The organism is Pseudomonas sp. SWI7 (assembly GCF_006351945.1).
Classification (GTDB): Bacteria; Pseudomonadota; Gammaproteobacteria; order Pseudomonadales; family Pseudomonadaceae; genus Aquipseudomonas; species Aquipseudomonas fulva.
Map to the genome: position 1 here is coordinate 4,339,307 of NZ_CP040930.1, position 18,493 is coordinate 4,357,799.

Sequence of the window (18,493 nt, forward strand, 5' to 3'; positions counted from 1 at the left end):
CCCCGTACACTCATGAGGTTTACAACATGACTATTGGTGTAATCGGTCGCAAGTGCGGTATGACCCGCATTTTCACCGAAGAAGGTGTCTCCATTCCGGTCACGGTCATTGAGATCGAGCCGAATCGCGTCACCCAGTTCAAAACTGAAGAAACCGATGGCTACCGTGCAGTGCAAGTCACTGTCGGCGAGCGTCGTGCTTCGCGCGTGACTGCCGCTCAGGCAGGCCACTTTGCCAAGGCCAACGTTGCTGCTGGTCGCGGTGTTTGGGAGTTCCGTCTTGAAGAAGGCGATTTCCAGGCTGGCGATCTGATCAAAGCTGAACTCTTCACTGCAGGCCAGCTGGTAGACGTTACTGGTCAGTCCAAGGGTAAAGGCTTCGCCGGTACCATCAAGCGCTGGAACTTCCGTGGCCAGGACAACACCCACGGTAACTCCGTGTCGCACCGTGTCCCAGGTTCCATCGGCCAGTGCCAGACTCCTGGTCGTGTGTTCAAGGGCAAGAAGATGTCCGGTCACATGGGCGCCGAGCGCGTGACTGTTCAGTCCCTGGAAGTTGTTCGCGTAGACGCTGAGCGCAACCTGTTGCTGGTCAAGGGTGCCGTTCCAGGCGCTACTGGCGGCGACGTGGTTGTACGTCCAGCTGTCAAGGCTCGCGGTTAAGGGGAAACTGACATGCAACTTAATGTAAATGACGCTCAGGCGATCGAAGTTTCCGAACTGACTTTCGGTGGCGAATTCAACGAGACGCTGGTACACCAAGCAGTCGTGGCCTACATGGCCGGCGGCCGTCAGGGCACCAAGCAGCAAAAGACCCGTTCCGACGTGGCTGGTGGCGGTAAGCGCCCATGGCGTCAGAAGGGTACTGGCCGTGCTCGTGCTGGTACCACTCGTGGTCCGATCTGGCGTGGCGGTGGTGTAACCTTCGCAGCTCGCCCTCAAGATCACTCGCAGAAGCTCAACAAGAAGATGTATCGCGCAGCTCTGCGCTCCATCCTCGCTGAGCTGGTGCGTAGCGACCGTCTGGTCGTGGTTCAGGACTTCGCTGTTGAAGCACCGAAAACCAAAGATCTGCTGAACAAGCTGAACGGCATGGGTCTGAGCGATGTGTTGATCGTTTCCGACGCTGTTGATCAGAACCTGTACCTGGCTGCTCGTAACCTGCCGCACGTCGACGTTCGTGACGTACAAGGTTCCGACCCGGTCAGTCTGATCGCATACGAGAAAGTGTTGATCACTGTCTCGGCCGTGAAGAAATTCGAGGAGCTGCTGGGATGAACCAGGAACGCGTATTCAAAGTCCTCCTTGGCCCGCACGTTTCCGAGAAGGCTACCGTTCTGGCTGAGAAGAAAGGCCAGTTCGTATTCAAGGTTGCTACTGACGCAACCAAGCTGGAAATCAAGAAAGCTGTCGAAGGCCTGTTCAACGTAAAAGTTGAAAACGTGTCGACCGTTAACGTTCTGGGTAAAACCAAGCGTACCGCACGTGGTCTGGGCAAGCGTAATGACTGGAAGAAGGCGATCGTCTCCCTTCAGCCAGGCCAAGATCTCGATTTCAGCAGCAGTGCTGAGTAAGGAAGGGGTGCATCATGGCAATCGTTAAATGCAAACCGACTTCCCCTGGCCGCCGTTTCGTGGTCAAGGTGGTCAACAAGGAGCTGCATAAAGGCGCTCCTCACGCACCGCTGCTCGAGAAAAAATCGAAGTCTGGTGGTCGTAACAACAATGGCCGCATCACTACGCGTCACGTAGGTGGTGGTCATAAGCAGCATTACCGTCTGGTCGACTTCCGTCGCAACGACAAAGATGGCATCCCAGCCACTGTCGAGCGTATCGAATACGATCCAAACCGTACTGCTCACATCGCCCTGCTGTGCTACGCAGACGGTGAGCGTCGCTACATCATCGCCCCTAAAGGCGTGAGCGCTGGCGACCAGCTGATCGCAGGTGCCCTGGCCCCAATCAAGGCCGGTAACTCCCTGCAGCTGCGCAACATTCCAGTAGGTAGCACCATTCACGGCATCGAACTGAAGCCGGGTAAAGGTGCACAGATCGCTCGTTCCGCTGGTGCTTCGGCTCAGCTGATCGCTCGTGAAGGTGTCTACGTGACCCTGCGTCTGCGCTCTGGTGAAATGCGTAAAGTCCTGGCTGAGTGCCGTGCGACCCTGGGCGAAGTCTCGAACTCCGAGCACAGCCTGCGTTCGCTGGGTAAAGCTGGTGCCAAACGCTGGCGCGGCGTTCGCCCAACCGTTCGTGGTGTTGCCATGAACCCGGTTGACCACCCACATGGTGGTGGTGAAGGTCGTACCTCCGGTGGTCGTCATCCGGTATCGCCATGGGGCTTCCCAACCAAGGGTGCTAAAACCCGTGGTAATAAGCGTACCGACAACATGATCGTCCGTCGTCGCAAGTAACTAGAGGGATACGACAGTGCCACGTTCTCTGAAAAAAGGTCCTTTTATCGATCTTCACCTCTTGAAGAAGGTCGAAGTGGCGGTGGAGAAGAACGATCGCAAACCAGTTAAAACCTGGTCGCGTCGCTCGATGATCCTGCCACAAATGGTCGGTCTGACCATCGCGGTTCACAACGGTCGCCAGCATGTTCCAGTTCTCGTGAACGAAGACATGGTCGGCCACAAACTGGGCGAGTTCGCCGGTACCCGCACCTATCGCGGGCACGTGGCTGACAAGAAAGCCAAGCGTTAAGGGGTAAGGAAATGGAAGTAGCCGCTAAGTTGTCGGGCGCTCGAATCTCCGCCCAGAAAGCCCGCTTGGTCGCCGACCAGATCCGCGGGAAGAAGGTGGGCGAAGCGCTCAACCTGTTGGCCTTCAGCAGCAAAAAAGCCGCTGAAATCATGAAGAAAGTCCTCGAGTCGGCCGTAGCCAACGCCGAACACAACGAAGGCGCAGACGTTGATGACCTGAAGGTCTCCACCGTCTTCGTCAACGAAGGGCGTTCGCTGAAGCGCATCATGCCACGTGCCAAAGGCCGTGCTGATCGCATCGTCAAGCGGTCTTGCCATATCACTGTCAAGGTTGCGGACAAGTAACGGAGTCGATCAGATGGGTCAGAAAGTACATCCCACTGGCATTCGCCTGGGAATCGTCAAGGAGCACACCTCCGTCTGGTACGCAGACGGTGCTACTTACGCAGATTACCTGTTGAAGGATCTGAAAACGCGTGAGTACCTCCACGACAAACTAAAAAGCGCGTCCGTAAGCCGTATCGATATTCATCGTCCGGCTCAAACTGCACGCATCACCATCCACACCGCTCGTCCAGGTATCGTTATCGGGAAGAAAGGTGAGGATGTCGAGAAGCTGCGCCAGGACCTGACCAAGCAGATGGGTGTGCCTGTGCACATCAACATCGAAGAGATCCGCAAGCCGGAACTCGACGCCATGCTGGTTGCGCAAAGCGTAGCTCAGCAGCTGGAACGCCGCGTTATGTTCCGTCGCGCCATGAAGCGCGCCGTACAGAACGCCATGCGTATTGGTGCCAAGGGCATCAAGATCCAGGTGAGCGGTCGTCTCGGCGGCGCTGAGATTGCTCGTACCGAGTGGTATCGCGAAGGTCGTGTGCCTCTGCACACCCTGCGTGCCGATATCGACTACAACACCTACGAAGCTCACACCACTTACGGTGTGATCGGTGTGAAGGTTTGGATTTTCAAAGGCGAAGTTATTGGTGGTCGCCAAGAAGAACTGAAACCACAAGCACCAGCGCCTCGTAAAAAAGCTGCTAAGTAAGGGGTACGCCAAATGTTGCAACCTAAGCGTACAAAATTCCGCAAGCAGATGACTGGCCACAACCGTGGTCTGGCACTGCGCGGTAGCAAAGTCAGCTTCGGCGAATTCGCCCTGAAAGCTGTTGCTCGCGGTCGCCTCACCGCCCGCCAGATCGAGTCCGCACGTCGTGCGCTGACCCGTCACGTAAAACGTGGCGGCAAGATCTGGATCCGTGTATTCCCGGACAAGCCGATCTCCAAGAAGCCTCTCGAGGTTCGTATGGGTAAAGGTAAGGGTTCCGTTGAGTACTGGGTTGCCCAGATCCAGCCAGGCAAAGTCCTGTACGAGATCGAGGGTGTTTCTGAAGAGCTGGCGCGCGAAGCTTTCGCTCTGGCCGCTGCGAAGCTGCCTCTCGCCACCTCCTTTGTTAAGCGGACGGTGATGTGATGAAAGCGAATGAACTTCGTGAAAAATCCGCACAGCAACTGAACGAGCAACTGCTCGGCTTGCTGCGCGACCAGTTCAATCTGCGTATGCAGAAAGCAACTGGCCAGTTGGGGCAGTCGCACCTGCTCTCGCAAGTCAAGCGTGACATCGCTCGCGTGAAGACTGTGCTCAACCAGCAGGCAGGTAAGTGATCATGGCTGAAGCTGAAAAAACCGTCCGTACGCTGACTGGCCGTGTCGTCAGCGACAAAATGGACAAGACCATCACCGTTCTGATCGAGCGTCGCGTTAAGCACCCGATCTACGGTAAATACGTTAAGCGTTCGACTAAGCTGCATGCGCACGACGAAACCAATCAGTGCAAGATCGGCGACAAGGTTTCCATTACCGAAACCCGTCCGCTGGCCAAGACCAAGTCCTGGGCACTGGTTGAAGTCCTCGAACGCGCTGTTGAAGTCTAAGGGCTAGGGGTCGGAGAAATTTTATGATTCAGACTCAATCCATGCTCGATGTGGCCGATAACAGCGGCGCTCGTCGCGTCATGTGCATCAAGGTGCTCGGCGGTTCTCACCGCCGTTACGCCGGCATCGGTGACATCATCAAAGTTACCGTCAAGGAAGCAATTCCGCGCGGTAAGGTCAAAAAAGGCCAAGTGATGACTGCTGTTGTCGTGCGCACCCGTCACGGTGTTCGTCGCGCTGACGGTTCCATCATTCGTTTCGACGGCAACGCTGCTGTTCTGCTGAACAACAAGCAAGAGCCGATCGGCACTCGCATCTTCGGGCCAGTGACCCGTGAACTTCGTACTGAGAAGTTCATGAAGATCGTCTCGCTCGCCCCTGAAGTGCTGTAAGGAGATCCGACATGCAAAAGATTCGTCGTGACGACGAGATCATCGTGATCGCCGGCAAAGACAAAGGTAAGCGCGGTAAGGTGCTGAAGGTTCTCGCTGACGACCGTCTGGTCATCGGTGGTGTGAACCTGGTCAAGCGTCATACCAAGCCTAACCCGATGGCGGGCGTTCAGGGCGGTATCGTCGAAAAAGAAGCGCCTCTGCACGCTTCCAACGTTGCCATCTTCAACGGTGAAACCAACAAGGCTGACCGCGTTGGTTTCAAAGTAGAAGACGGTAAGAAAATTCGTGTCTTCAAGTCGACCCAAAAAGCGGTTGATGCTTGAACACTGCTAGGTAGAAGACCATGGCACGACTGAAAGAGATTTACCGGAACGAGATCGCTCCTAAGCTTAAGGATGAACTTAAGCTGTCGAACGTGATGGAAGTTCCGCGCGTTACCAAAATCACCCTGAACATGGGTCTGGGCGAAGCGATCGGTGACAAGAAGGTCATCGAGCACGCTGTTGCCGACCTGGAAAAGATCACCGGTCAAAAGCCGGTCGTGACTTTCGCTCGCAAATCCATCGCTGGCTTCAAAGTCCGCGAAGGCTGGCCGATCGGCGTCAAGGTGACCCTGCGTAGCGACAAGATGTACGAATTCCTGGACCGCCTGCTGGCGATCTCCCTGCCTCGGGTTCGCGACTTCCGCGGCCTGAATGCCAAGTCCTTCGACGGTCGTGGCAACTACAGCATGGGCGTGAAAGAGCAGATCATCTTCCCGGAAATCGACTACGACAAGATCGATGCTCTGCGCGGTTTGGACATCACCCTGACCACCACTGCTCGTTCGGACGACGAAGGCCGCGCTCTGCTGCGTGCTTTCAAGTTCCCGTTCCGCAACTGATTGGAGTAGGAAAATGGCCAAGAAGAGCATGAAAAACCGTGAGCTGAAGCGTCAGCAAACGGTAGCCAAGTACGCTAAAAAGCGCGCTGAGCTGAAAGCGACCATCGTCAATCTGAACGCCTCTCCTGAAGAGCGTTTCGCTGCCGTTGTCGCTCTGCAGAAGCAGCCTCGCGATGCTAGCGCTGCACGCCTGCGCAACCGTTGCCGCCTGACCGGTCGTCCTCACGGTGTATACCGTAAGTTCGGCCTGGGCCGTAACATGCTGCGTCAAGCGGCAATGCGTGGCGACGTACCAGGTCTGGTCAAGGCCTCCTGGTAATCGCTGCAGGTTGAGTCGTCGGCGTAGGGGGTTAATCTTCCGACCGCCGGTGACGCTTCCCACGAACAAGCCCCTACATGGGGCTTGTTTCGTTTCTGGCTTGTGTCTAGAATGACCGGCTCACCTGAGCCTGGGCTTCTTGCCCTGCCTGTTCAGGTGGTTGTGATAGCCGCAAGGCTAATAATTCTTGTATCAGGAGCATCTAGCCCATGAGTATGCAGGACCCGTTAGCGGACATGCTAACTCGCATCCGTAATGCCCAGATGGCTGAAAAGTCCGTCGTAAGCATGCCTTCCTCCACCCTGAAGGTCGCGGTTGCCAAAGTTCTGAAAGATGAAGGTTACATCGCTGGTTACCAGGTAACTGGTGAAGCCAAGCCTTCCCTGTCGATCGAACTCAAGTACTTCGAAGGCCGTCCGGTCATCGAGGAACTGAAGCGCTCCAGCCGTCCAGGCCTGCGCCAGTACAAGTCCGTCACAGATCTGCCGAAAGTACGTGGCGGCCTGGGCGTGTCTATCGTCTCCACCAACAAAGGTGTGATGACTGACCGCGCTGCGCGCGCTGCCGGTGTCGGCGGCGAAGTTCTGTGCACAGTGTTCTAAGGGGAGATAGGCATGTCTCGCGTCGCTAAGAACCCCGTTAAGCTGCCAGCAGGCGTCGAAGTAAAATTCGCCGGCCAGCAGCTTTCGGTGAAGGGTGCCAAGGGCACTCTCGAACTGAACGTTCACTCGTCTGTTGAAGTTACCGAAGAGTCCGGCGAACTGCGCTTCGTCGCTCGCAACGGTGATCAGCAAGCTCGCGCCATGGCCGGTACTACCCGCGCTCTGGTGAACAACATGGTCCAAGGCGTAAGCCAAGGCTTCGAGCGCAAGCTCCAGCTGGTCGGTGTTGGTTACAAGGCACAGGCAAAAGGCACCGTCCTGAACCTGGCTCTGGGCTTCTCGCATCCAGTGGACTACGAACTGCCAGCCGGTATCACCGCAGAAACCCCAAGCCAAACCGACATCCTGATCAAGGGTATCGATAAGCAGCTGGTGGGTCAGGTGGCCGCTGAAATCCGCGATTTCCGTCCGCCAGAGCCTTACAAAGGCAAGGGTGTGCGTTACGCGGACGAAGTAGTCCGTCGTAAAGAAGCCAAGAAGAAGTAGGGCCTAGCAAATGACCGACAAAAAAGTTACTCGACTGCGTCGCGCTCGCAAAGCACGTCTCAAGATGCACGAACTCGAAGTCGTGCGCCTGTGCGTGTTCCGCTCCTCGCAGCATATCTACGCCCAGGTCATTTCGGCCGACGGCAGCAAGGTTCTGGCAAGCGCCTCGACCTTGGACAAAGACCTGCGTGATGGCGCCACTGGCAACATCGACGCGGCCACTAAGGTTGGCAAGCTGGTAGCTGAGCGTGCGAAAGCCGCCGGTGTATCTCAAGTTGCCTTTGACCGTTCCGGCTTCAAGTACCATGGCCGCGTCAAAGCGCTGGCTGATGCTGCTCGTGAAGGCGGGCTGGAGTTCTAAGTTATGGCAAATAACGATCAAAAGCGCGACGAAGGCTACATCGAGAAGCTGGTTCAAGTTAACCGCGTTGCCAAAACCGTAAAAGGCGGCCGTATCTTCACCTTCACCGCGCTGACCGTGGTGGGTGATGGCAAGGGTCGTGTTGGCTTCGGCCGTGGCAAGTCGCGCGAAGTACCTGCCGCGATCCAGAAAGCCATGGAAGCTGCTCGTCGCAACATGATTCAGGTAGACCTGAAGGGCACCACTCTGCAGTACGCCACCAAGGCCGCCCATGGCGCCTCGAAGGTTTACATGCAGCCTGCGTCGGAAGGTACCGGTATCATCGCCGGTGGCGCAATGCGTGCCGTCCTGGAAGTTGCTGGTGTTCAGAACGTTCTGGCCAAGTGCTACGGTTCGACCAACCCAGTGAACGTGGTTTACGCCACCTTCAAGGGTCTGAAAGCCATGCAATCTCCTGAATCCATTGCTGCCAAGCGCGGCAAGAGCGTCGAGGAGATCTTCTGATCATGGCAACCGTTAAAGTAACGCTGATCAAAAGCACCGCCGGCCGTCTGCCTAACCACATTCTGTGCGTTAAAGGCCTGGGTCTGCGTCGCATCGGTCACACTGTAGAAGTCCAAGATACTCCCGAGAACCGCGGGATGATCAACAAGGCTTACTACATGCTGAAGGTCGAGGGTTAATCAATGAAACTCAATGATCTGAGTCCAGCGCCGGGTTCCCGTCGCGAGAAGCATCGTCCGGGCCGTGGTATCGGTAGCGGTTTGGGTAAGACTGGTGGCCGTGGTCACAAAGGTCAGACCTCCCGTTCCGGTGGCACCATCGCTCCGGGCTTCGAAGGCGGTCAACAGCCGCTGCACCGTCGTCTGCCGAAGTTCGGCTTCGTTTCCCTGAAAGCCATGGACCGCGCAGAAGTGCGTCTGTCCGAGTTGGCCAAAGTGGACGGCGACGTGATCTCCGTGCAATCCCTGAAGGATGCCAACGTGATCGGCCAGAACGTACAGCGTGTGAAAATCATGCTGTCTGGCGAAGTCACTCGCGCAGTCACCATCAAGGGTATCGCAGCCACCAAGGGTGCGCGTGCGGCTATCGAAGCAGCTGGCGGCAAGTTCGAGGAATAAATGGCTAAGCAAGGTGCTCTCTCTTCGCTCGGTAAGGGCGGGATGTCGGAACTCTGGGCTCGTCTGCGCTTTCTGTTCATGGCGATCATCGTCTATCGGATAGGTGCGCATATCCCGGTTCCCGGCATCAATCCGGACCGTCTGGCGGATCTGTTTCGGCAGAATGAGGGGACCATTCTTAGCTTGTTCAACATGTTTTCCGGTGGCGCGCTTGAGCGCATGAGCATCTTTGCATTGGGGATCATGCCGTACATTTCGGCATCGATCATCATGCAGCTGATGACCGCGGTCAGCCCGCAACTGGAGCAGTTGAAGAAGGAAGGTGAAGCTGGCCGTCGCAAGATCAGCCAGTACACCCGCTACGGCACCGTTATCCTGGCGCTGGTCCAAGCCATTGGCATGTCCATTGGCCTGGCCAACCAGGGCGTGGCGTTTTCTGTAGGCCTCGGCTTCCATGTCGTTGCCGTCTCCACCTTTGTGGCAGGCGCAATGTTCATGATGTGGCTGGGCGAGCAGATCACCGAGCGCGGTGTGGGCAACGGTATCTCGATGTTGATTTTCGCAGGTATCGTTGCCGGTCTTCCGAGAGCAATCGGGCAGTCTTTCGAGTCTGCACGCACGGGTGATATCAACATTTTCGCCCTGGTCGCTATCGGTTTGCTGGCAGTAGCGATCATCGGTTTCGTGGTGTTCATCGAGCGTGGTCAGCGGCGTATTGCCGTTCATTACGCCAAGCGCCAGCAGGGCCGCAAGGTCTTCGCTGCGCAGACCAGCCACTTGCCGCTGAAGGTGAACATGGCGGGGGTTATCCCGGCCATCTTCGCGAGCAGCATCTTGCTGTTTCCGGCTTCGCTGGGTGCCTGGTTCGGTCAGTCCGAAGGTATGGGCTGGCTGCAGGACATCTCGCAGTCGATCGCTCCTGGTCAGCCGTTGAACATTCTGCTGTTTAGTGCAGGGATCATTTTCTTCTGCTTCTTCTACACAGCATTGATGTTCAATCCGAAAGACGTAGCGGAAAACCTGAAGAAGTCCGGTGCCTTTATTCCGGGTATCCGTCCTGGTGAGCAGTCGGCGCGCTACATTGATGGCGTTCTGACTCGTCTGACCATGTTCGGTGCTCTTTACATGATGGCCGTCTGCCTTCTGCCCCAGTTCCTGGTGGTGGCAGCAAATGTGCCGTTCTACCTTGGCGGGACCTCGTTGCTGATTGTGGTAGTGGTTGTGATGGACTTCATGTCCCAAGTACAATCGCACCTCGTTTCGCACCAGTACGAATCCCTGATGAAGAAAGCCAACCTGAAAGGCTACGGTGGCAGCGGTTTGCTGCGCTGATAAGCCCCTAAGGTTCGAGGAGTCGGTAATGAAAGTTCGTGCATCGGTGAAAAAGCTGTGCCGCAACTGCAAGATCATCCGTCGCGAAGGCGTCGTACGAGTGATTTGCAGCGCGGAACCGCGTCACAAACAGCGCCAAGGCTGAGTGTGATTCGCGCTTCAAACCCAGCAGCTAGTGTGCTGCTGGGTTGATTATTTGTTTCTACAGCGATATTATCTCGCGCCCTATTTCTTGGCTTCCGGGGCGTAGGTAGCTGTCAATTGGAGTCCCACTGAATGGCCCGTATTGCAGGCGTTAACATTCCAGATAACAAGCATACTGTTATCTCGCTGACCTACATCTATGGTGTCGGTCGCACTACTGCACAGAAAATCTGTGTAGATGCTGGTGTAAATCCAGCCGCTAAGATCAAGGATCTGAGCGACGAGCAAATCGAAACCCTGCGTGGCGAAGTCGCGAAGTTCACCACCGAAGGTGACCTGCGCCGTGACGTAAACATGAAGATCAAGCGCTTGATGGACCTGGGTTGCTACCGCGGCCTGCGTCATCGTAAAGGTCTGCCGGTTCGCGGTCAGCGCACCAAGACCAACGCACGCACCCGTAAGGGCCCGCGTAAGCCGATCCGCAAGTAATCGCCCAGGAATATAGACATGGCAAAACCTGCTGCTCGTCCTCGTAAAAAAGTCAAAAAGACAGTGGTTGATGGCATCGCCCACATCCACGCTTCTTTTAACAACACCATCGTGACCATCACCGACCGTCAGGGCAATGCTTTGTCCTGGGCGACCTCCGGTGGTTCGGGTTTCCGTGGTTCGCGCAAATCCACCCCGTTCGCAGCCCAGATCGCTGCTGAGCGTGCTGGTCAAGCTGCGCTGGAATACGGTCTGAAGAACCTCGACGTAAACGTCAAGGGTCCAGGTCCAGGTCGTGAGTCCGCCGTTCGTGCATTGAACAGCTGCGGCTACAAGATCGCCAGCATCACCGACGTGACGCCAATCCCGCATAACGGGTGCCGTCCGCCGAAGAAGCGTCGCGTGTAATCAGGAGACAGATAAATGGCACGTTACATTGGTCCAAAATGCAAACTGTCTCGTCGTGAAGGCACCGATCTGTTCCTGAAGAGCGGCGTTCGCGCTCTGGAATCGAAGTGCAACATCGAAGCAGCCCCAGGTATCCACGGCCAGCGCCGTGGCCGTCAGTCCGACTACGGTACCCAGCTGCGCGAGAAACAAAAAGTCCGTCGTATCTACGGTGTTCTGGAGCGTCAGTTCCGCGGTTACTACCAGGCCGCTGCCTCGAAAAAAGGCGCAACCGGTGAGAACCTGCTGCAACTGCTCGAGTGCCGTCTGGATAACGTCGTTTACCGTATGGGCTTCGGCTCGACTCGTTCCGAGTCCCGTCAGCTGGTTTCGCACAAAGCGATCAGCGTCAACGGTAAGACTGTAAACATTCCATCCTACCAAGTTCGTCCGGGTGACGTGGTCGCGGTTCGTGAGAAGTCGCTGAACCAGCTGCGCATTGTTCAAGCCCTTGAACTGTGTGCCCAGCGTGGCCGCGTTGAGTGGGTTGACGTGGATGCTGCCAAAAAGTCGGGCGTTTTCAAGAACGTTCCTGCTCGCAGCGACCTGTCTGCCGACATCAACGAAAACCTGATTGTCGAGCTCTACTCCAAGTAAGGGCTAGAAAATAGGTGCATCCATGCAGATTTCGGTAAATGAGTTCCTGACTCCCCGCCACATTGATGTGCAGGTAGTCAGTCCGACCCGCGCCAAGATCACGCTCGAGCCTCTCGAGCGTGGCTTCGGCCATACCCTGGGCAACGCGCTGCGCCGCATCCTGTTGTCCTCCATGCCTGGCTGTGCAGTAGTCGAGGCCGAGATCGATGGCGTACTCCACGAGTACTCCGCGATCGAAGGTGTACAGGAAGATGTCATTGAAATCCTGTTGAACCTGAAAGGCCTGGCTATCAAACTGCACGGTCGTGACGAAGTTACGCTGACCTTGTCGAAAAAGGGTTCGGGGGTGGTTACCGCTGCCGATATTCAGCTGGATCACGATGTCGAGATCGTCAACCCCGATCACGTAATCGCGAACCTGGCGTCGAATGGCGCCCTGAACATGAAGCTCACTGTAGCTCGTGGTCGCGGTTACGAGCCGGCCGACTCCCGTCAGACCGACGAAGACGAAAGCCGTAGCATTGGCCGTCTGCAGTTGGACGCTTCGTTCAGCCCTGTGCGTCGTATCGCCTATGTGGTCGAAAACGCACGTGTTGAACAGCGTACCAACTTGGACAAGCTGGTCATTGATCTGGAAACCAACGGCACCCTGGATCCTGAAGAGGCTATCCGCCGCGCTGCGACCATCCTGCAACAGCAGTTGGCCGCGTTCGTCGACCTCAAAGGTGACAGTGAGCCTGTCGTAGTCGAGCAGGAAGACGAGATCGATCCGATCCTGCTACGTCCGGTTGACGACCTGGAACTGACTGTACGTTCGGCCAACTGCCTGAAGGCGGAGAACATCTACTACATCGGCGACCTGATTCAGCGTACCGAAGTAGAGCTGTTGAAGACTCCTAACCTTGGCAAGAAGTCCCTGACTGAAATCAAGGACGTCCTGGCCTCTCGTGGTCTGTCTCTCGGCATGCGCCTCGACAACTGGCCGCCTGCAAGTCTTAAGAAGGACGACAAGGCGACCGCCTGATCGTCGTAATCACCGAACGTAGTGTTTGGTAAGGAATGAATCATGCGTCATCGTAAAAGTGGACGTCACCTGAGCCGCACCAGCTCTCACCGCAAGGCTATGTTCCAGAACATGGCAGTGTCGTTGATCGAGCACGAGCTGATCAAAACCACCCTGCCGAAAGCCAAGGAACTGCGTCGCGTTGCCGAGCCGCTGATCACCCTGGCCAAGGAAGACAGCGTTGCCAACCGTCGTCTGGCTTTCGACCGTACCCGTTCGAAGTCCGCTGTTGGTAAACTGTTCAACGATCTGGGCAAGCGCTACGCCACCCGTCAGGGCGGCTACCTGCGCATCCTGAAGTGCGGTTTCCGCGCTGGCGACAACGCGCCAATGGCGTACGTCGAGCTGGTTGATCGTCCAGTCGGTGGTGCTGTAGAAGCTGCCGAGTAAGACGTTTTGTCTGCTACAAAGAACCGGGCCTAGTGCCCGGTTTTTTGTATTTAAGGTTATTAAAACTATCTATCACATTCAGTAATTCAATAAATTTCCAGGTGGGGCCAATTCTGCTGATAATCCTCTCAAGCCGATAAACAGGCATTTGAGACTGATCGAGGAGAGCCCATGAGCAAAACGCTTACTACCGCCAGCGGTGCCCCTGTAGCGGACAACCAGAACTCCCGTACCGCAGGTCAACGCGGTCCACTGCTGCTCGATGATTTCCACCTGATCGAGAAGCTGGCGCATTTCAACCGCGAAAACATCCCTGAGCGACGTGTGCATGCCAAAGGCTCTGGTGCCTACGGTACGTTCACGGTGACGCGCGACATTACTCACCTCACCAGTGCGAAACTGTTTGAGCAAATTGGCAAGCAGACCGAAACGTTTCTGCGATTTTCCACGGTAGGTGGGGAGCGTGGCTCGGCCGACACAGAGCGTGACCCACGAGGGTTTGCGGTCAAGTTCTATACGGAAGAAGGCAACTGGGACATCGTCGGCAATAACACGCCGGTGTTCTTCATCCGTGATCCACTGAAGTTTCCAGACTTCATTCACACGCAAAAACGCCATCCTCAGACCAATCTGAAAAATGCCCAGATGATGTGGGACTTCTGGTCTCATTCGCCGGAAGCGCTGCACCAGGTCACGATCTTGTTTTCGGACCGCGGTATCCCCGACGGTTATCGGCATATGCACGGCTTCGGCAGCCATACCTACAGCTTGATCAGCGCCGACGGTCAGCGTACGTGGGTCAAATGGCACTTCAAGACCCAGCAGGGCATCAAGAACCTGGCGCCTGCTGAAGCTGCGCGTCTGGCCGGCACCGATCCGGATTACGCCCAGCGCGACCTGTACGAGGCCATCGAGCGTGGCGACCACCCGCGCTGGACGGTGTGCATTCAGGTCATGGCTGAAGCAGAGGCCGCGAACCGTTCCGAAAATCCGTTCGACGTGACCAAGACCTGGTCGCAGAAAGATTACCCGCTGATCGAAGTGGGTGTACTGGAGCTCAACCGCAACCCACTGAACTACTTCGCCGAAGTCGAGCAGGCTGCATTCGGTCCGAGCAACATGGTGCCTGGGGTGGGGCTGTCACCTGATCGCATGCTGCAAGGCCGCGTGTTCGCCTATGCCGATGCGCACCGCTATCGGGTAGGCACCAACCATCAGCAATTGCCGGTGAATGCTCCCCGGTGTGCTGTCAACAGCTACCAGCGTGATGGCTCGATGGCGCTGGGTACCTACGGTGGGGCACCCAATTATGAGCCCAACAGCTACGCGGATGCTCCCAAGCAATCGCCGCGTCATGGTGAGCCTGGGCTTGCGCTGAATGGTTTGGCCGACCGGTATGATCATCGCGAGGACACCGATTACTTCAGCCACGCGGGCGCCCTGTTCCGGCTGATGAGCCAGGCGCAGCAGGAGCTACTGGTCAACAACATTGCGGGGGCCATGTCCGGAGTTACCGACGATGTCATCCAGCGTCAATTGCAATACTTCTTCAAAGCCGATCCCGCTTACGGGGCAGGTGTCGCAAAGGCGCTTGGGATGAATATCGCCTAAGTCGAAGTGATAAGAATAACCGCCCTCATTTGGGCGGTTTTTCAATGAATATCACTACCGTTTGCCCGATTTTTTCCAGTGAGTCGCGCGGTTTTCAGTGACCAAGCGCACAACGTGGTTCACACTATGCGGCATACACGCTTTCACATGGAGAACCCCGGCGATGCAAGGCCACCCAGACGTCATCAATTACCTCGTCATGCTGCTGAAGGGCGAACTGGCTGCACGTGACCAGTACTTCATTCACTCGCGCATGTACGAAGACTGGGGCCTGACCAAGCTCTACGAGCGCATCAACCATGAGATGGAAGAAGAGGCGCAGCACGCTGACGCTTTGATGCGCCGCATTCTCATGCTCGAGGGCACCCCGGACATGCGTGCGGACGATCTCGAAGTGGGAACCACTGTCCCTGAAATGATCGAAGCGGATTTGAAGCTCGAATACAAAGTGCGAGCGGCGCTTTGCAAGGGGATCGAGTTGTGCGAACTGCACAAGGATTATGTGAGCCGTGACATTCTGCGCGCGCAATTGGCCGATACCGAGGAAGATCACACCTATTGGCTCGAGAAGCAGCAAGGCTTGATCAAGGCGATCGGTCTGCAGAATTACCTGCAATCACAGATGTAATGCTTCGATTGCATTGTGCTTGGGCCTTGTAGTGGCTCTAGCATGAAAGCGATGAGCCGATAAGAAAGGGGCGCCTAGGCGCCCCTTCACGTTCATCACGCTCGGTCTCGCTCCAGCAGAGGCTTGAGGTAGTGCCCGGTGTAGGATTGTTTCATCTTGCTCAGTTCCTCGGGCGTACCGCATGCGATGATCTGCCCACCCTTTGAGCCGCCCTCTGGCCCGAGGTCCACCAGCCAATCGGCTGTCTTGATGACGTCCAGGTTGTGCTCGATGACCACCACGGTGTTGCCATGGTCACGAAGCCGGTGCAGAACGTCCAGCAGCTGCTGGATATCGGCGAAGTGCAGGCCCGTAGTAGGCTCGTCCAGGATATACAAGGTCTTACCGGTATCGCGCTTGGACAGCTCCCGTGACAGCTTCACGCGCTGGGCTTCGCCCCCCGAAAGCGTCGTCGCCGATTGACCTAGCTTGATGTAGGAAAGCCCTACGTCCATCAGGGTCTGGAGCTTGCGCGCCAATGCAGGCACCGCATCGAAGAACTCACGCGCATCCTCGATGGTCATTTCCAGCACCTCGTGGATGTTCTTGCCCTTGTACTTGATCTCCAGGGTTTCGCGGTTGTAGCGCTTGCTCTTGCACACATCGCAAGGCACGTAGATGTCCGGGAGGAAATGCATTTCCACCTTGATCAGGCCGTCGCCCTGGCACGCTTCGCAGCGCCCGCCTTTCACGTTGAACGAGAACCGGCCTGGGCCATACCCGCGCGAGCGTGATTCAGGCACCCCAGAGAACAGCTCGCGGATCGGCGTGAAGATCCCTGTGTAGGTGGCAGGGTTGGACCGGGGGGTGCGGCCAATGGGGCTCTGGTCGATATCCACCACCTTGTCCAGGTGCTGCAACCCGTCCATGCTGGCATGGGGCGCCGCTTCCAGGCTGCTCGCGCCGTTCAGGGCGGTGGCTGCGAGCGGGAACAGGGTGTTGTTGATGAGCGTGGACTTGCCGGAGCCTGAGACGCCGGTCACGCAGGTCAGCAGCCCGATGGGGATTTCCAGATCGACGTTCTGAAGGTTGTTGCCACGTGCGCCCTTGAGCTTGAGCTGCAGCTTTTTGTCGCGCGGTGTGCGCTTGGCAGGGACCACGATCTTTCTACGGCCGGACAGGTACTGGCCGGTTACGGAGTCCGGGTGGTCCATGACTTCCTGAGGCGTACCCTCCGCGACGATCTTGCCGCCATGCACGCCGGCCCCTGGCCCAATGTCCACCACGTAGTCCGCCAGGCGGATCGCATCCTCGTCATGCTCGACGACGATTACGGTGTTGCCCAGATCACGCAGGTGATTGAGGGTGGCGAGCAAGCGATCGTTGTCGCGCTGATGAAGGCCAATGGACGGCTCGTCCAGGATATACATCACCCCCACCAAGCCTGCGCCGATCTGGCTGGCGAGGCGGATGCGCTGAGCCTCACCACCGGACAGGGTTTCTGCGCTACGGTCAAGGGTGAGGTAGTCCAGGCCCACGTTCACCAGGAACTGCAACCGTTCGCAGATTTCCTTGAGAATCTTGGCCGCGATTTCGCCACGGCGACCGGTCAGGGTCAGCGTGCTGAAGTAGCCACTGGCGTCACCGATCGGCATGTTGGCGACCGCCGGCAGCGTCTTCTCACCGACCCACACATGACGCGCCTCGCGCCGCAGCCGCGTGCCACGGCAGTCCGGGCACGGCTGGGTGCCCAAGTACTTGGCCAGTTCCTCGCGTACGGTATTGGACTCGGTTTCGCGGTAGCGGCGTTCCAGGTTGGGGATGATCCCTTCGAACGGGTGCGAGCGCTTGACGATGTCACCCCGGTCGTTGAGGTACTTGAAGTCCACGCTGTGCTTGCCGCTGCCTTGCAGGATCACCTTCTGATGCTCCGGCGCAAGCTCGCCGAATGCTTCGTCCAGGCTGAAGTCATAATGCGCAGCCAGCGACCCCAGCATCTGGAAGTAGTAGACGTTACGGCGATCCCACCCGCGAATGGCGCCTTCGGCCAAGGTCAGTTCCGCATTGACCAGGCGCTTGGTATCGAAATACTGCTTAACGCCCAGGCCGTCACAGGTCGGGCAGGCACCGGCCGGGTTGTTGAACGAGAACAGCTTGGGTTCCAGTTCGCTGATCGCATGACCGCAAATGGGGCAGGCAAAGCGCGCCGAAAAAATGGTCTCTTCGCCTTTCTCGTCGTCCATGGGAGCGATCAGCGCGATACCATCCGCCAGCTTCAACGCGGTCTCGAACGACTCGGCCAATCGCTGCTGAAGATCGGCACGCACTTTGAAACGATCGACCACCACATCGATACTGTGCTTTTTCTGCTTGTCCAGCTTGGGCAACTCGTCCAGTTCGTAGAGTTTGCCGTTGACGCGGGCGCGGACGAAGCCTTGGGCGCGCAGCTCGTCGAACACCGCCAGGTGCTCACCCTTGCGCTCACGGATGACCGGGGCCAGGAGCATCAACTTGCTGCCTTCCGGGCGCTCCAGTACCAGGTCGACCATCTGGCTGACCGTTTGCGCTTCCAGTGGTATGTCATGGTCTGGGCAGCGGGGTGTCCCGACCCTGGCGTACAGCAGGCGCAAGTAGTCGTAGATCTCGGTGATGGTGCCGACGGTGGAGCGGGGGTTGTGTGAGGTGGATTTCTGTTCGATGGAAATGGCCGGTGACAGCCCTTCGATGGTATCGACGTCAGGCTTTTCCATCATCGAGAGGAACTGGCGGGCATACGCCGACAGCGATTCCACATAACGACGCTGGCCCTCGGCGTACAGCGTATCGAAGGCCAGGGATGACTTGCCCGAGCCCGACAGGCCGGTAATGACGATGAGCTTGTCCCGGGGCAGGGTCAGGTCGATGTTCTTCAGGTTGTGGGTACGTGCCCCACGAATCAGGATCTTGTCCACT

At 57.1% G+C, this 18,493-nt stretch carries 30 protein-coding genes; 29 read left to right on the forward strand and 1 reads right to left on the reverse strand.

The genetic code is table 11. From position 1 onward, the window contains the following. The first annotated feature begins 26 nt into the window (after positions 1-26). The 29 genes from rplC to bfr all read left to right on the forward strand — a co-directional run bounded on the left by rplC (position 27) and on the right by bfr (position 15,562). Entirely contained in the window at positions 27-662 is a 636-nt protein-coding gene (rplC, locus tag FH041_RS19835; RefSeq protein WP_003257089.1) for a 50S ribosomal protein L3, read from the forward strand. Between the two features lie 12 nt (positions 663-674). Next, positions 675-1,277, forward strand: coding sequence for a 50S ribosomal protein L4 (gene rplD / locus FH041_RS19840; protein WP_003255485.1), 603 nt, complete (start codon positions 675-677; stop codon positions 1,275-1,277). Further along, positions 1,274-1,573, forward strand: coding sequence for a 50S ribosomal protein L23 (gene rplW, locus FH041_RS19845; protein WP_003255484.1), 300 nt, complete (start codon positions 1,274-1,276; stop codon positions 1,571-1,573). Before rplD ends, rplW begins: the two co-directional genes overlap by 4 nt. Before the next feature lie 14 nt (positions 1,574-1,587). Beyond that, positions 1,588-2,412 (forward strand): 50S ribosomal protein L2, encoded by an 825-nt coding sequence (gene rplB, locus FH041_RS19850; protein ID WP_027915105.1) that lies wholly within the window; start codon positions 1,588-1,590, stop codon positions 2,410-2,412. Between the two features lie 16 nt (positions 2,413-2,428). Then, the gene (rpsS, locus tag FH041_RS19855; RefSeq protein WP_003255482.1) at positions 2,429-2,704 is read left to right on the forward strand and encodes a 30S ribosomal protein S19; all 276 of its coding nucleotides are present in this window, start codon (positions 2,429-2,431) and stop codon (positions 2,702-2,704) included. An 11-nt stretch (positions 2,705-2,715) separates the two neighbouring features. Further along, positions 2,716-3,048, forward strand: a complete 333-nt coding sequence (gene rplV, locus FH041_RS19860; protein ID WP_003103908.1) for a 50S ribosomal protein L22 — start codon at positions 2,716-2,718, stop codon at positions 3,046-3,048. 13 nt (positions 3,049-3,061) lie between these two features. After that, positions 3,062-3,748 (forward strand): 30S ribosomal protein S3, encoded by a 687-nt coding sequence (gene rpsC, locus FH041_RS19865; RefSeq protein ID WP_023535026.1) that lies wholly within the window; start codon positions 3,062-3,064, stop codon positions 3,746-3,748. Positions 3,749-3,760: 12 nt separating this feature from the next. Then, entirely contained in the window at positions 3,761-4,174 is a 414-nt protein-coding gene (gene rplP, locus FH041_RS19870; protein WP_003255479.1) for a 50S ribosomal protein L16, read from the forward strand. Next, entirely contained in the window at positions 4,174-4,365 is a 192-nt protein-coding gene (rpmC, locus tag FH041_RS19875) for a 50S ribosomal protein L29 (protein ID WP_002555481.1), read from the forward strand. Before rplP ends, rpmC begins: the two co-directional genes overlap by 1 nt. A gap of 2 nt (positions 4,366-4,367) precedes the next feature. Continuing rightward, complete coding sequence (gene rpsQ / locus FH041_RS19880; protein WP_023534981.1) at positions 4,368-4,634, forward strand: 30S ribosomal protein S17; 267 nt, start codon at positions 4,368-4,370, stop codon at positions 4,632-4,634. A 23-nt stretch (positions 4,635-4,657) separates the two neighbouring features. Then, positions 4,658-5,026: a 50S ribosomal protein L14 gene (gene rplN / locus FH041_RS19885; protein WP_002555479.1), complete on the forward strand. Its 369-nt coding sequence runs from the start codon at positions 4,658-4,660 to the stop codon at positions 5,024-5,026. 11 nt (positions 5,027-5,037) lie between these two features. After that, positions 5,038-5,352 carry a 50S ribosomal protein L24 gene (gene rplX / locus FH041_RS19890; RefSeq protein ID WP_003255476.1) on the forward strand — a complete coding sequence of 105 codons (315 nt, stop codon included), beginning with the start codon at positions 5,038-5,040 and terminating at the stop codon, positions 5,350-5,352. A gap of 20 nt (positions 5,353-5,372) precedes the next feature. Beyond that, on the forward strand, positions 5,373-5,912 hold the full coding sequence (gene rplE, locus FH041_RS19895) for a 50S ribosomal protein L5 (protein WP_023535025.1): 540 nt from the start codon (positions 5,373-5,375) through the stop codon (positions 5,910-5,912). A gap of 13 nt (positions 5,913-5,925) precedes the next feature. Further along, complete coding sequence (gene rpsN, locus FH041_RS19900; protein ID WP_023534988.1) at positions 5,926-6,231, forward strand: 30S ribosomal protein S14; 306 nt, start codon at positions 5,926-5,928, stop codon at positions 6,229-6,231. Between the two features lie 209 nt (positions 6,232-6,440). Next, positions 6,441-6,833 carry a 30S ribosomal protein S8 gene (gene rpsH, locus FH041_RS19905; protein ID WP_008089805.1) on the forward strand — a complete coding sequence of 131 codons (393 nt, stop codon included), beginning with the start codon at positions 6,441-6,443 and terminating at the stop codon, positions 6,831-6,833. Between the two features lie 12 nt (positions 6,834-6,845). After that, positions 6,846-7,379 carry a 50S ribosomal protein L6 gene (rplF, locus tag FH041_RS19910; RefSeq protein ID WP_009681972.1) on the forward strand — a complete coding sequence of 178 codons (534 nt, stop codon included), beginning with the start codon at positions 6,846-6,848 and terminating at the stop codon, positions 7,377-7,379. Between the two features lie 10 nt (positions 7,380-7,389). After that, positions 7,390-7,740 (forward strand): 50S ribosomal protein L18, encoded by a 351-nt coding sequence (rplR, locus tag FH041_RS19915; protein WP_008089801.1) that lies wholly within the window; start codon positions 7,390-7,392, stop codon positions 7,738-7,740. 3 nt (positions 7,741-7,743) lie between these two features. Further along, complete coding sequence (gene rpsE / locus FH041_RS19920; RefSeq protein WP_003255465.1) at positions 7,744-8,244, forward strand: 30S ribosomal protein S5; 501 nt, start codon at positions 7,744-7,746, stop codon at positions 8,242-8,244. A 2-nt stretch (positions 8,245-8,246) separates the two neighbouring features. Beyond that, positions 8,247-8,423 carry a 50S ribosomal protein L30 gene (gene rpmD, locus FH041_RS19925; protein WP_023535007.1) on the forward strand — a complete coding sequence of 59 codons (177 nt, stop codon included), beginning with the start codon at positions 8,247-8,249 and terminating at the stop codon, positions 8,421-8,423. Between the two features lie 3 nt (positions 8,424-8,426). Then, positions 8,427-8,861, forward strand: a complete 435-nt coding sequence (rplO, locus tag FH041_RS19930; RefSeq protein ID WP_023535012.1) for a 50S ribosomal protein L15 — start codon at positions 8,427-8,429, stop codon at positions 8,859-8,861. Further along, positions 8,862-10,193: a preprotein translocase subunit SecY gene (gene secY, locus FH041_RS19935; protein WP_003257108.1), complete on the forward strand. Its 1,332-nt coding sequence runs from the start codon at positions 8,862-8,864 to the stop codon at positions 10,191-10,193. A gap of 28 nt (positions 10,194-10,221) precedes the next feature. Further along, a complete protein-coding gene (gene rpmJ, locus FH041_RS19940) occupies positions 10,222-10,338 on the forward strand; it encodes a 50S ribosomal protein L36 (protein ID WP_002555468.1) in 117 nt (38 codons plus the stop codon). Positions 10,339-10,469: 131 nt separating this feature from the next. Then, on the forward strand, positions 10,470-10,826 hold the full coding sequence (gene rpsM, locus FH041_RS19945) for a 30S ribosomal protein S13 (protein WP_009681976.1): 357 nt from the start codon (positions 10,470-10,472) through the stop codon (positions 10,824-10,826). Positions 10,827-10,844: 18 nt separating this feature from the next. Then, the gene (rpsK, locus tag FH041_RS19950; RefSeq protein ID WP_003255454.1) at positions 10,845-11,234 is read left to right on the forward strand and encodes a 30S ribosomal protein S11; all 390 of its coding nucleotides are present in this window, start codon (positions 10,845-10,847) and stop codon (positions 11,232-11,234) included. A gap of 15 nt (positions 11,235-11,249) precedes the next feature. Further along, positions 11,250-11,870, forward strand: coding sequence for a 30S ribosomal protein S4 (gene rpsD / locus FH041_RS19955; RefSeq protein ID WP_003257114.1), 621 nt, complete (start codon positions 11,250-11,252; stop codon positions 11,868-11,870). 22 nt (positions 11,871-11,892) lie between these two features. Further along, positions 11,893-12,894 (forward strand): DNA-directed RNA polymerase subunit alpha, encoded by a 1,002-nt coding sequence (locus tag FH041_RS19960; RefSeq protein WP_003255452.1) that lies wholly within the window; start codon positions 11,893-11,895, stop codon positions 12,892-12,894. Between the two features lie 42 nt (positions 12,895-12,936). Then, positions 12,937-13,323, forward strand: a complete 387-nt coding sequence (rplQ, locus tag FH041_RS19965) for a 50S ribosomal protein L17 (RefSeq protein ID WP_003255451.1) — start codon at positions 12,937-12,939, stop codon at positions 13,321-13,323. 171 nt (positions 13,324-13,494) lie between these two features. After that, positions 13,495-14,934: a catalase gene (locus FH041_RS19970; RefSeq protein WP_027915106.1), complete on the forward strand. Its 1,440-nt coding sequence runs from the start codon at positions 13,495-13,497 to the stop codon at positions 14,932-14,934. A gap of 163 nt (positions 14,935-15,097) precedes the next feature. Continuing rightward, positions 15,098-15,562 carry a bacterioferritin gene (bfr, locus tag FH041_RS19975; protein WP_023534970.1) on the forward strand — a complete coding sequence of 155 codons (465 nt, stop codon included), beginning with the start codon at positions 15,098-15,100 and terminating at the stop codon, positions 15,560-15,562. Between the two features lie 95 nt (positions 15,563-15,657). Here bfr and uvrA read toward each other — a convergent pair whose 3' ends face one another. Beyond that, positions 15,658-18,492, reverse strand: coding sequence for an excinuclease ABC subunit UvrA (gene uvrA, locus FH041_RS19980; protein WP_028687678.1), 2,835 nt, complete (start codon positions 18,490-18,492; stop codon positions 15,658-15,660). Position 18,493 lies beyond the last annotated feature (1 nt).

Coding starts and splice junctions, on each gene's coding strand:
- rpsC (WP_023535026.1), top strand. CDS start 3,062: ATGGGTCAGAAAGTACATCCCACTGGCATTCGCCTGGGAATCGTCAAG.
- rplN (WP_002555479.1), top strand. CDS start 4,658: ATGATTCAGACTCAATCCATGCTCGATGTGGCCGATAACAGCGGCGCT.
- FH041_RS19960 (WP_003255452.1), top strand. CDS start 11,893: ATGCAGATTTCGGTAAATGAGTTCCTGACTCCCCGCCACATTGATGTG.
- secY (WP_003257108.1), top strand. CDS start 8,862: ATGGCTAAGCAAGGTGCTCTCTCTTCGCTCGGTAAGGGCGGGATGTCG.
- rplF (WP_009681972.1), top strand. CDS start 6,846: ATGTCTCGCGTCGCTAAGAACCCCGTTAAGCTGCCAGCAGGCGTCGAA.
- rplE (WP_023535025.1), top strand. CDS start 5,373: ATGGCACGACTGAAAGAGATTTACCGGAACGAGATCGCTCCTAAGCTT.
- rpsK (WP_003255454.1), top strand. CDS start 10,845: ATGGCAAAACCTGCTGCTCGTCCTCGTAAAAAAGTCAAAAAGACAGTG.
- rplQ (WP_003255451.1), top strand. CDS start 12,937: ATGCGTCATCGTAAAAGTGGACGTCACCTGAGCCGCACCAGCTCTCAC.
- rplC (WP_003257089.1), top strand. CDS start 27: ATGACTATTGGTGTAATCGGTCGCAAGTGCGGTATGACCCGCATTTTC.
- rpsN (WP_023534988.1), top strand. CDS start 5,926: ATGGCCAAGAAGAGCATGAAAAACCGTGAGCTGAAGCGTCAGCAAACG.
- rpsH (WP_008089805.1), top strand. CDS start 6,441: ATGAGTATGCAGGACCCGTTAGCGGACATGCTAACTCGCATCCGTAAT.
- bfr (WP_023534970.1), top strand. CDS start 15,098: ATGCAAGGCCACCCAGACGTCATCAATTACCTCGTCATGCTGCTGAAG.
- rplD (WP_003255485.1), top strand. CDS start 675: ATGCAACTTAATGTAAATGACGCTCAGGCGATCGAAGTTTCCGAACTG.
- rplR (WP_008089801.1), top strand. CDS start 7,390: ATGACCGACAAAAAAGTTACTCGACTGCGTCGCGCTCGCAAAGCACGT.
- rpmJ (WP_002555468.1), top strand. CDS start 10,222: ATGAAAGTTCGTGCATCGGTGAAAAAGCTGTGCCGCAACTGCAAGATC.
- rpsQ (WP_023534981.1), top strand. CDS start 4,368: ATGGCTGAAGCTGAAAAAACCGTCCGTACGCTGACTGGCCGTGTCGTC.
- FH041_RS19970 (WP_027915106.1), top strand. CDS start 13,495: ATGAGCAAAACGCTTACTACCGCCAGCGGTGCCCCTGTAGCGGACAAC.
- rplP (WP_003255479.1), top strand. CDS start 3,761: ATGTTGCAACCTAAGCGTACAAAATTCCGCAAGCAGATGACTGGCCAC.
- rpmD (WP_023535007.1), top strand. CDS start 8,247: ATGGCAACCGTTAAAGTAACGCTGATCAAAAGCACCGCCGGCCGTCTG.
- rpsE (WP_003255465.1), top strand. CDS start 7,744: ATGGCAAATAACGATCAAAAGCGCGACGAAGGCTACATCGAGAAGCTG.
- rplO (WP_023535012.1), top strand. CDS start 8,427: ATGAAACTCAATGATCTGAGTCCAGCGCCGGGTTCCCGTCGCGAGAAG.
- rplX (WP_003255476.1), top strand. CDS start 5,038: ATGCAAAAGATTCGTCGTGACGACGAGATCATCGTGATCGCCGGCAAA.
- rpsM (WP_009681976.1), top strand. CDS start 10,470: ATGGCCCGTATTGCAGGCGTTAACATTCCAGATAACAAGCATACTGTT.
- rpsD (WP_003257114.1), top strand. CDS start 11,250: ATGGCACGTTACATTGGTCCAAAATGCAAACTGTCTCGTCGTGAAGGC.
- rplB (WP_027915105.1), top strand. CDS start 1,588: ATGGCAATCGTTAAATGCAAACCGACTTCCCCTGGCCGCCGTTTCGTG.
- rplW (WP_003255484.1), top strand. CDS start 1,274: ATGAACCAGGAACGCGTATTCAAAGTCCTCCTTGGCCCGCACGTTTCC.
- rpmC (WP_002555481.1), top strand. CDS start 4,174: ATGAAAGCGAATGAACTTCGTGAAAAATCCGCACAGCAACTGAACGAG.
- rplV (WP_003103908.1), top strand. CDS start 2,716: ATGGAAGTAGCCGCTAAGTTGTCGGGCGCTCGAATCTCCGCCCAGAAA.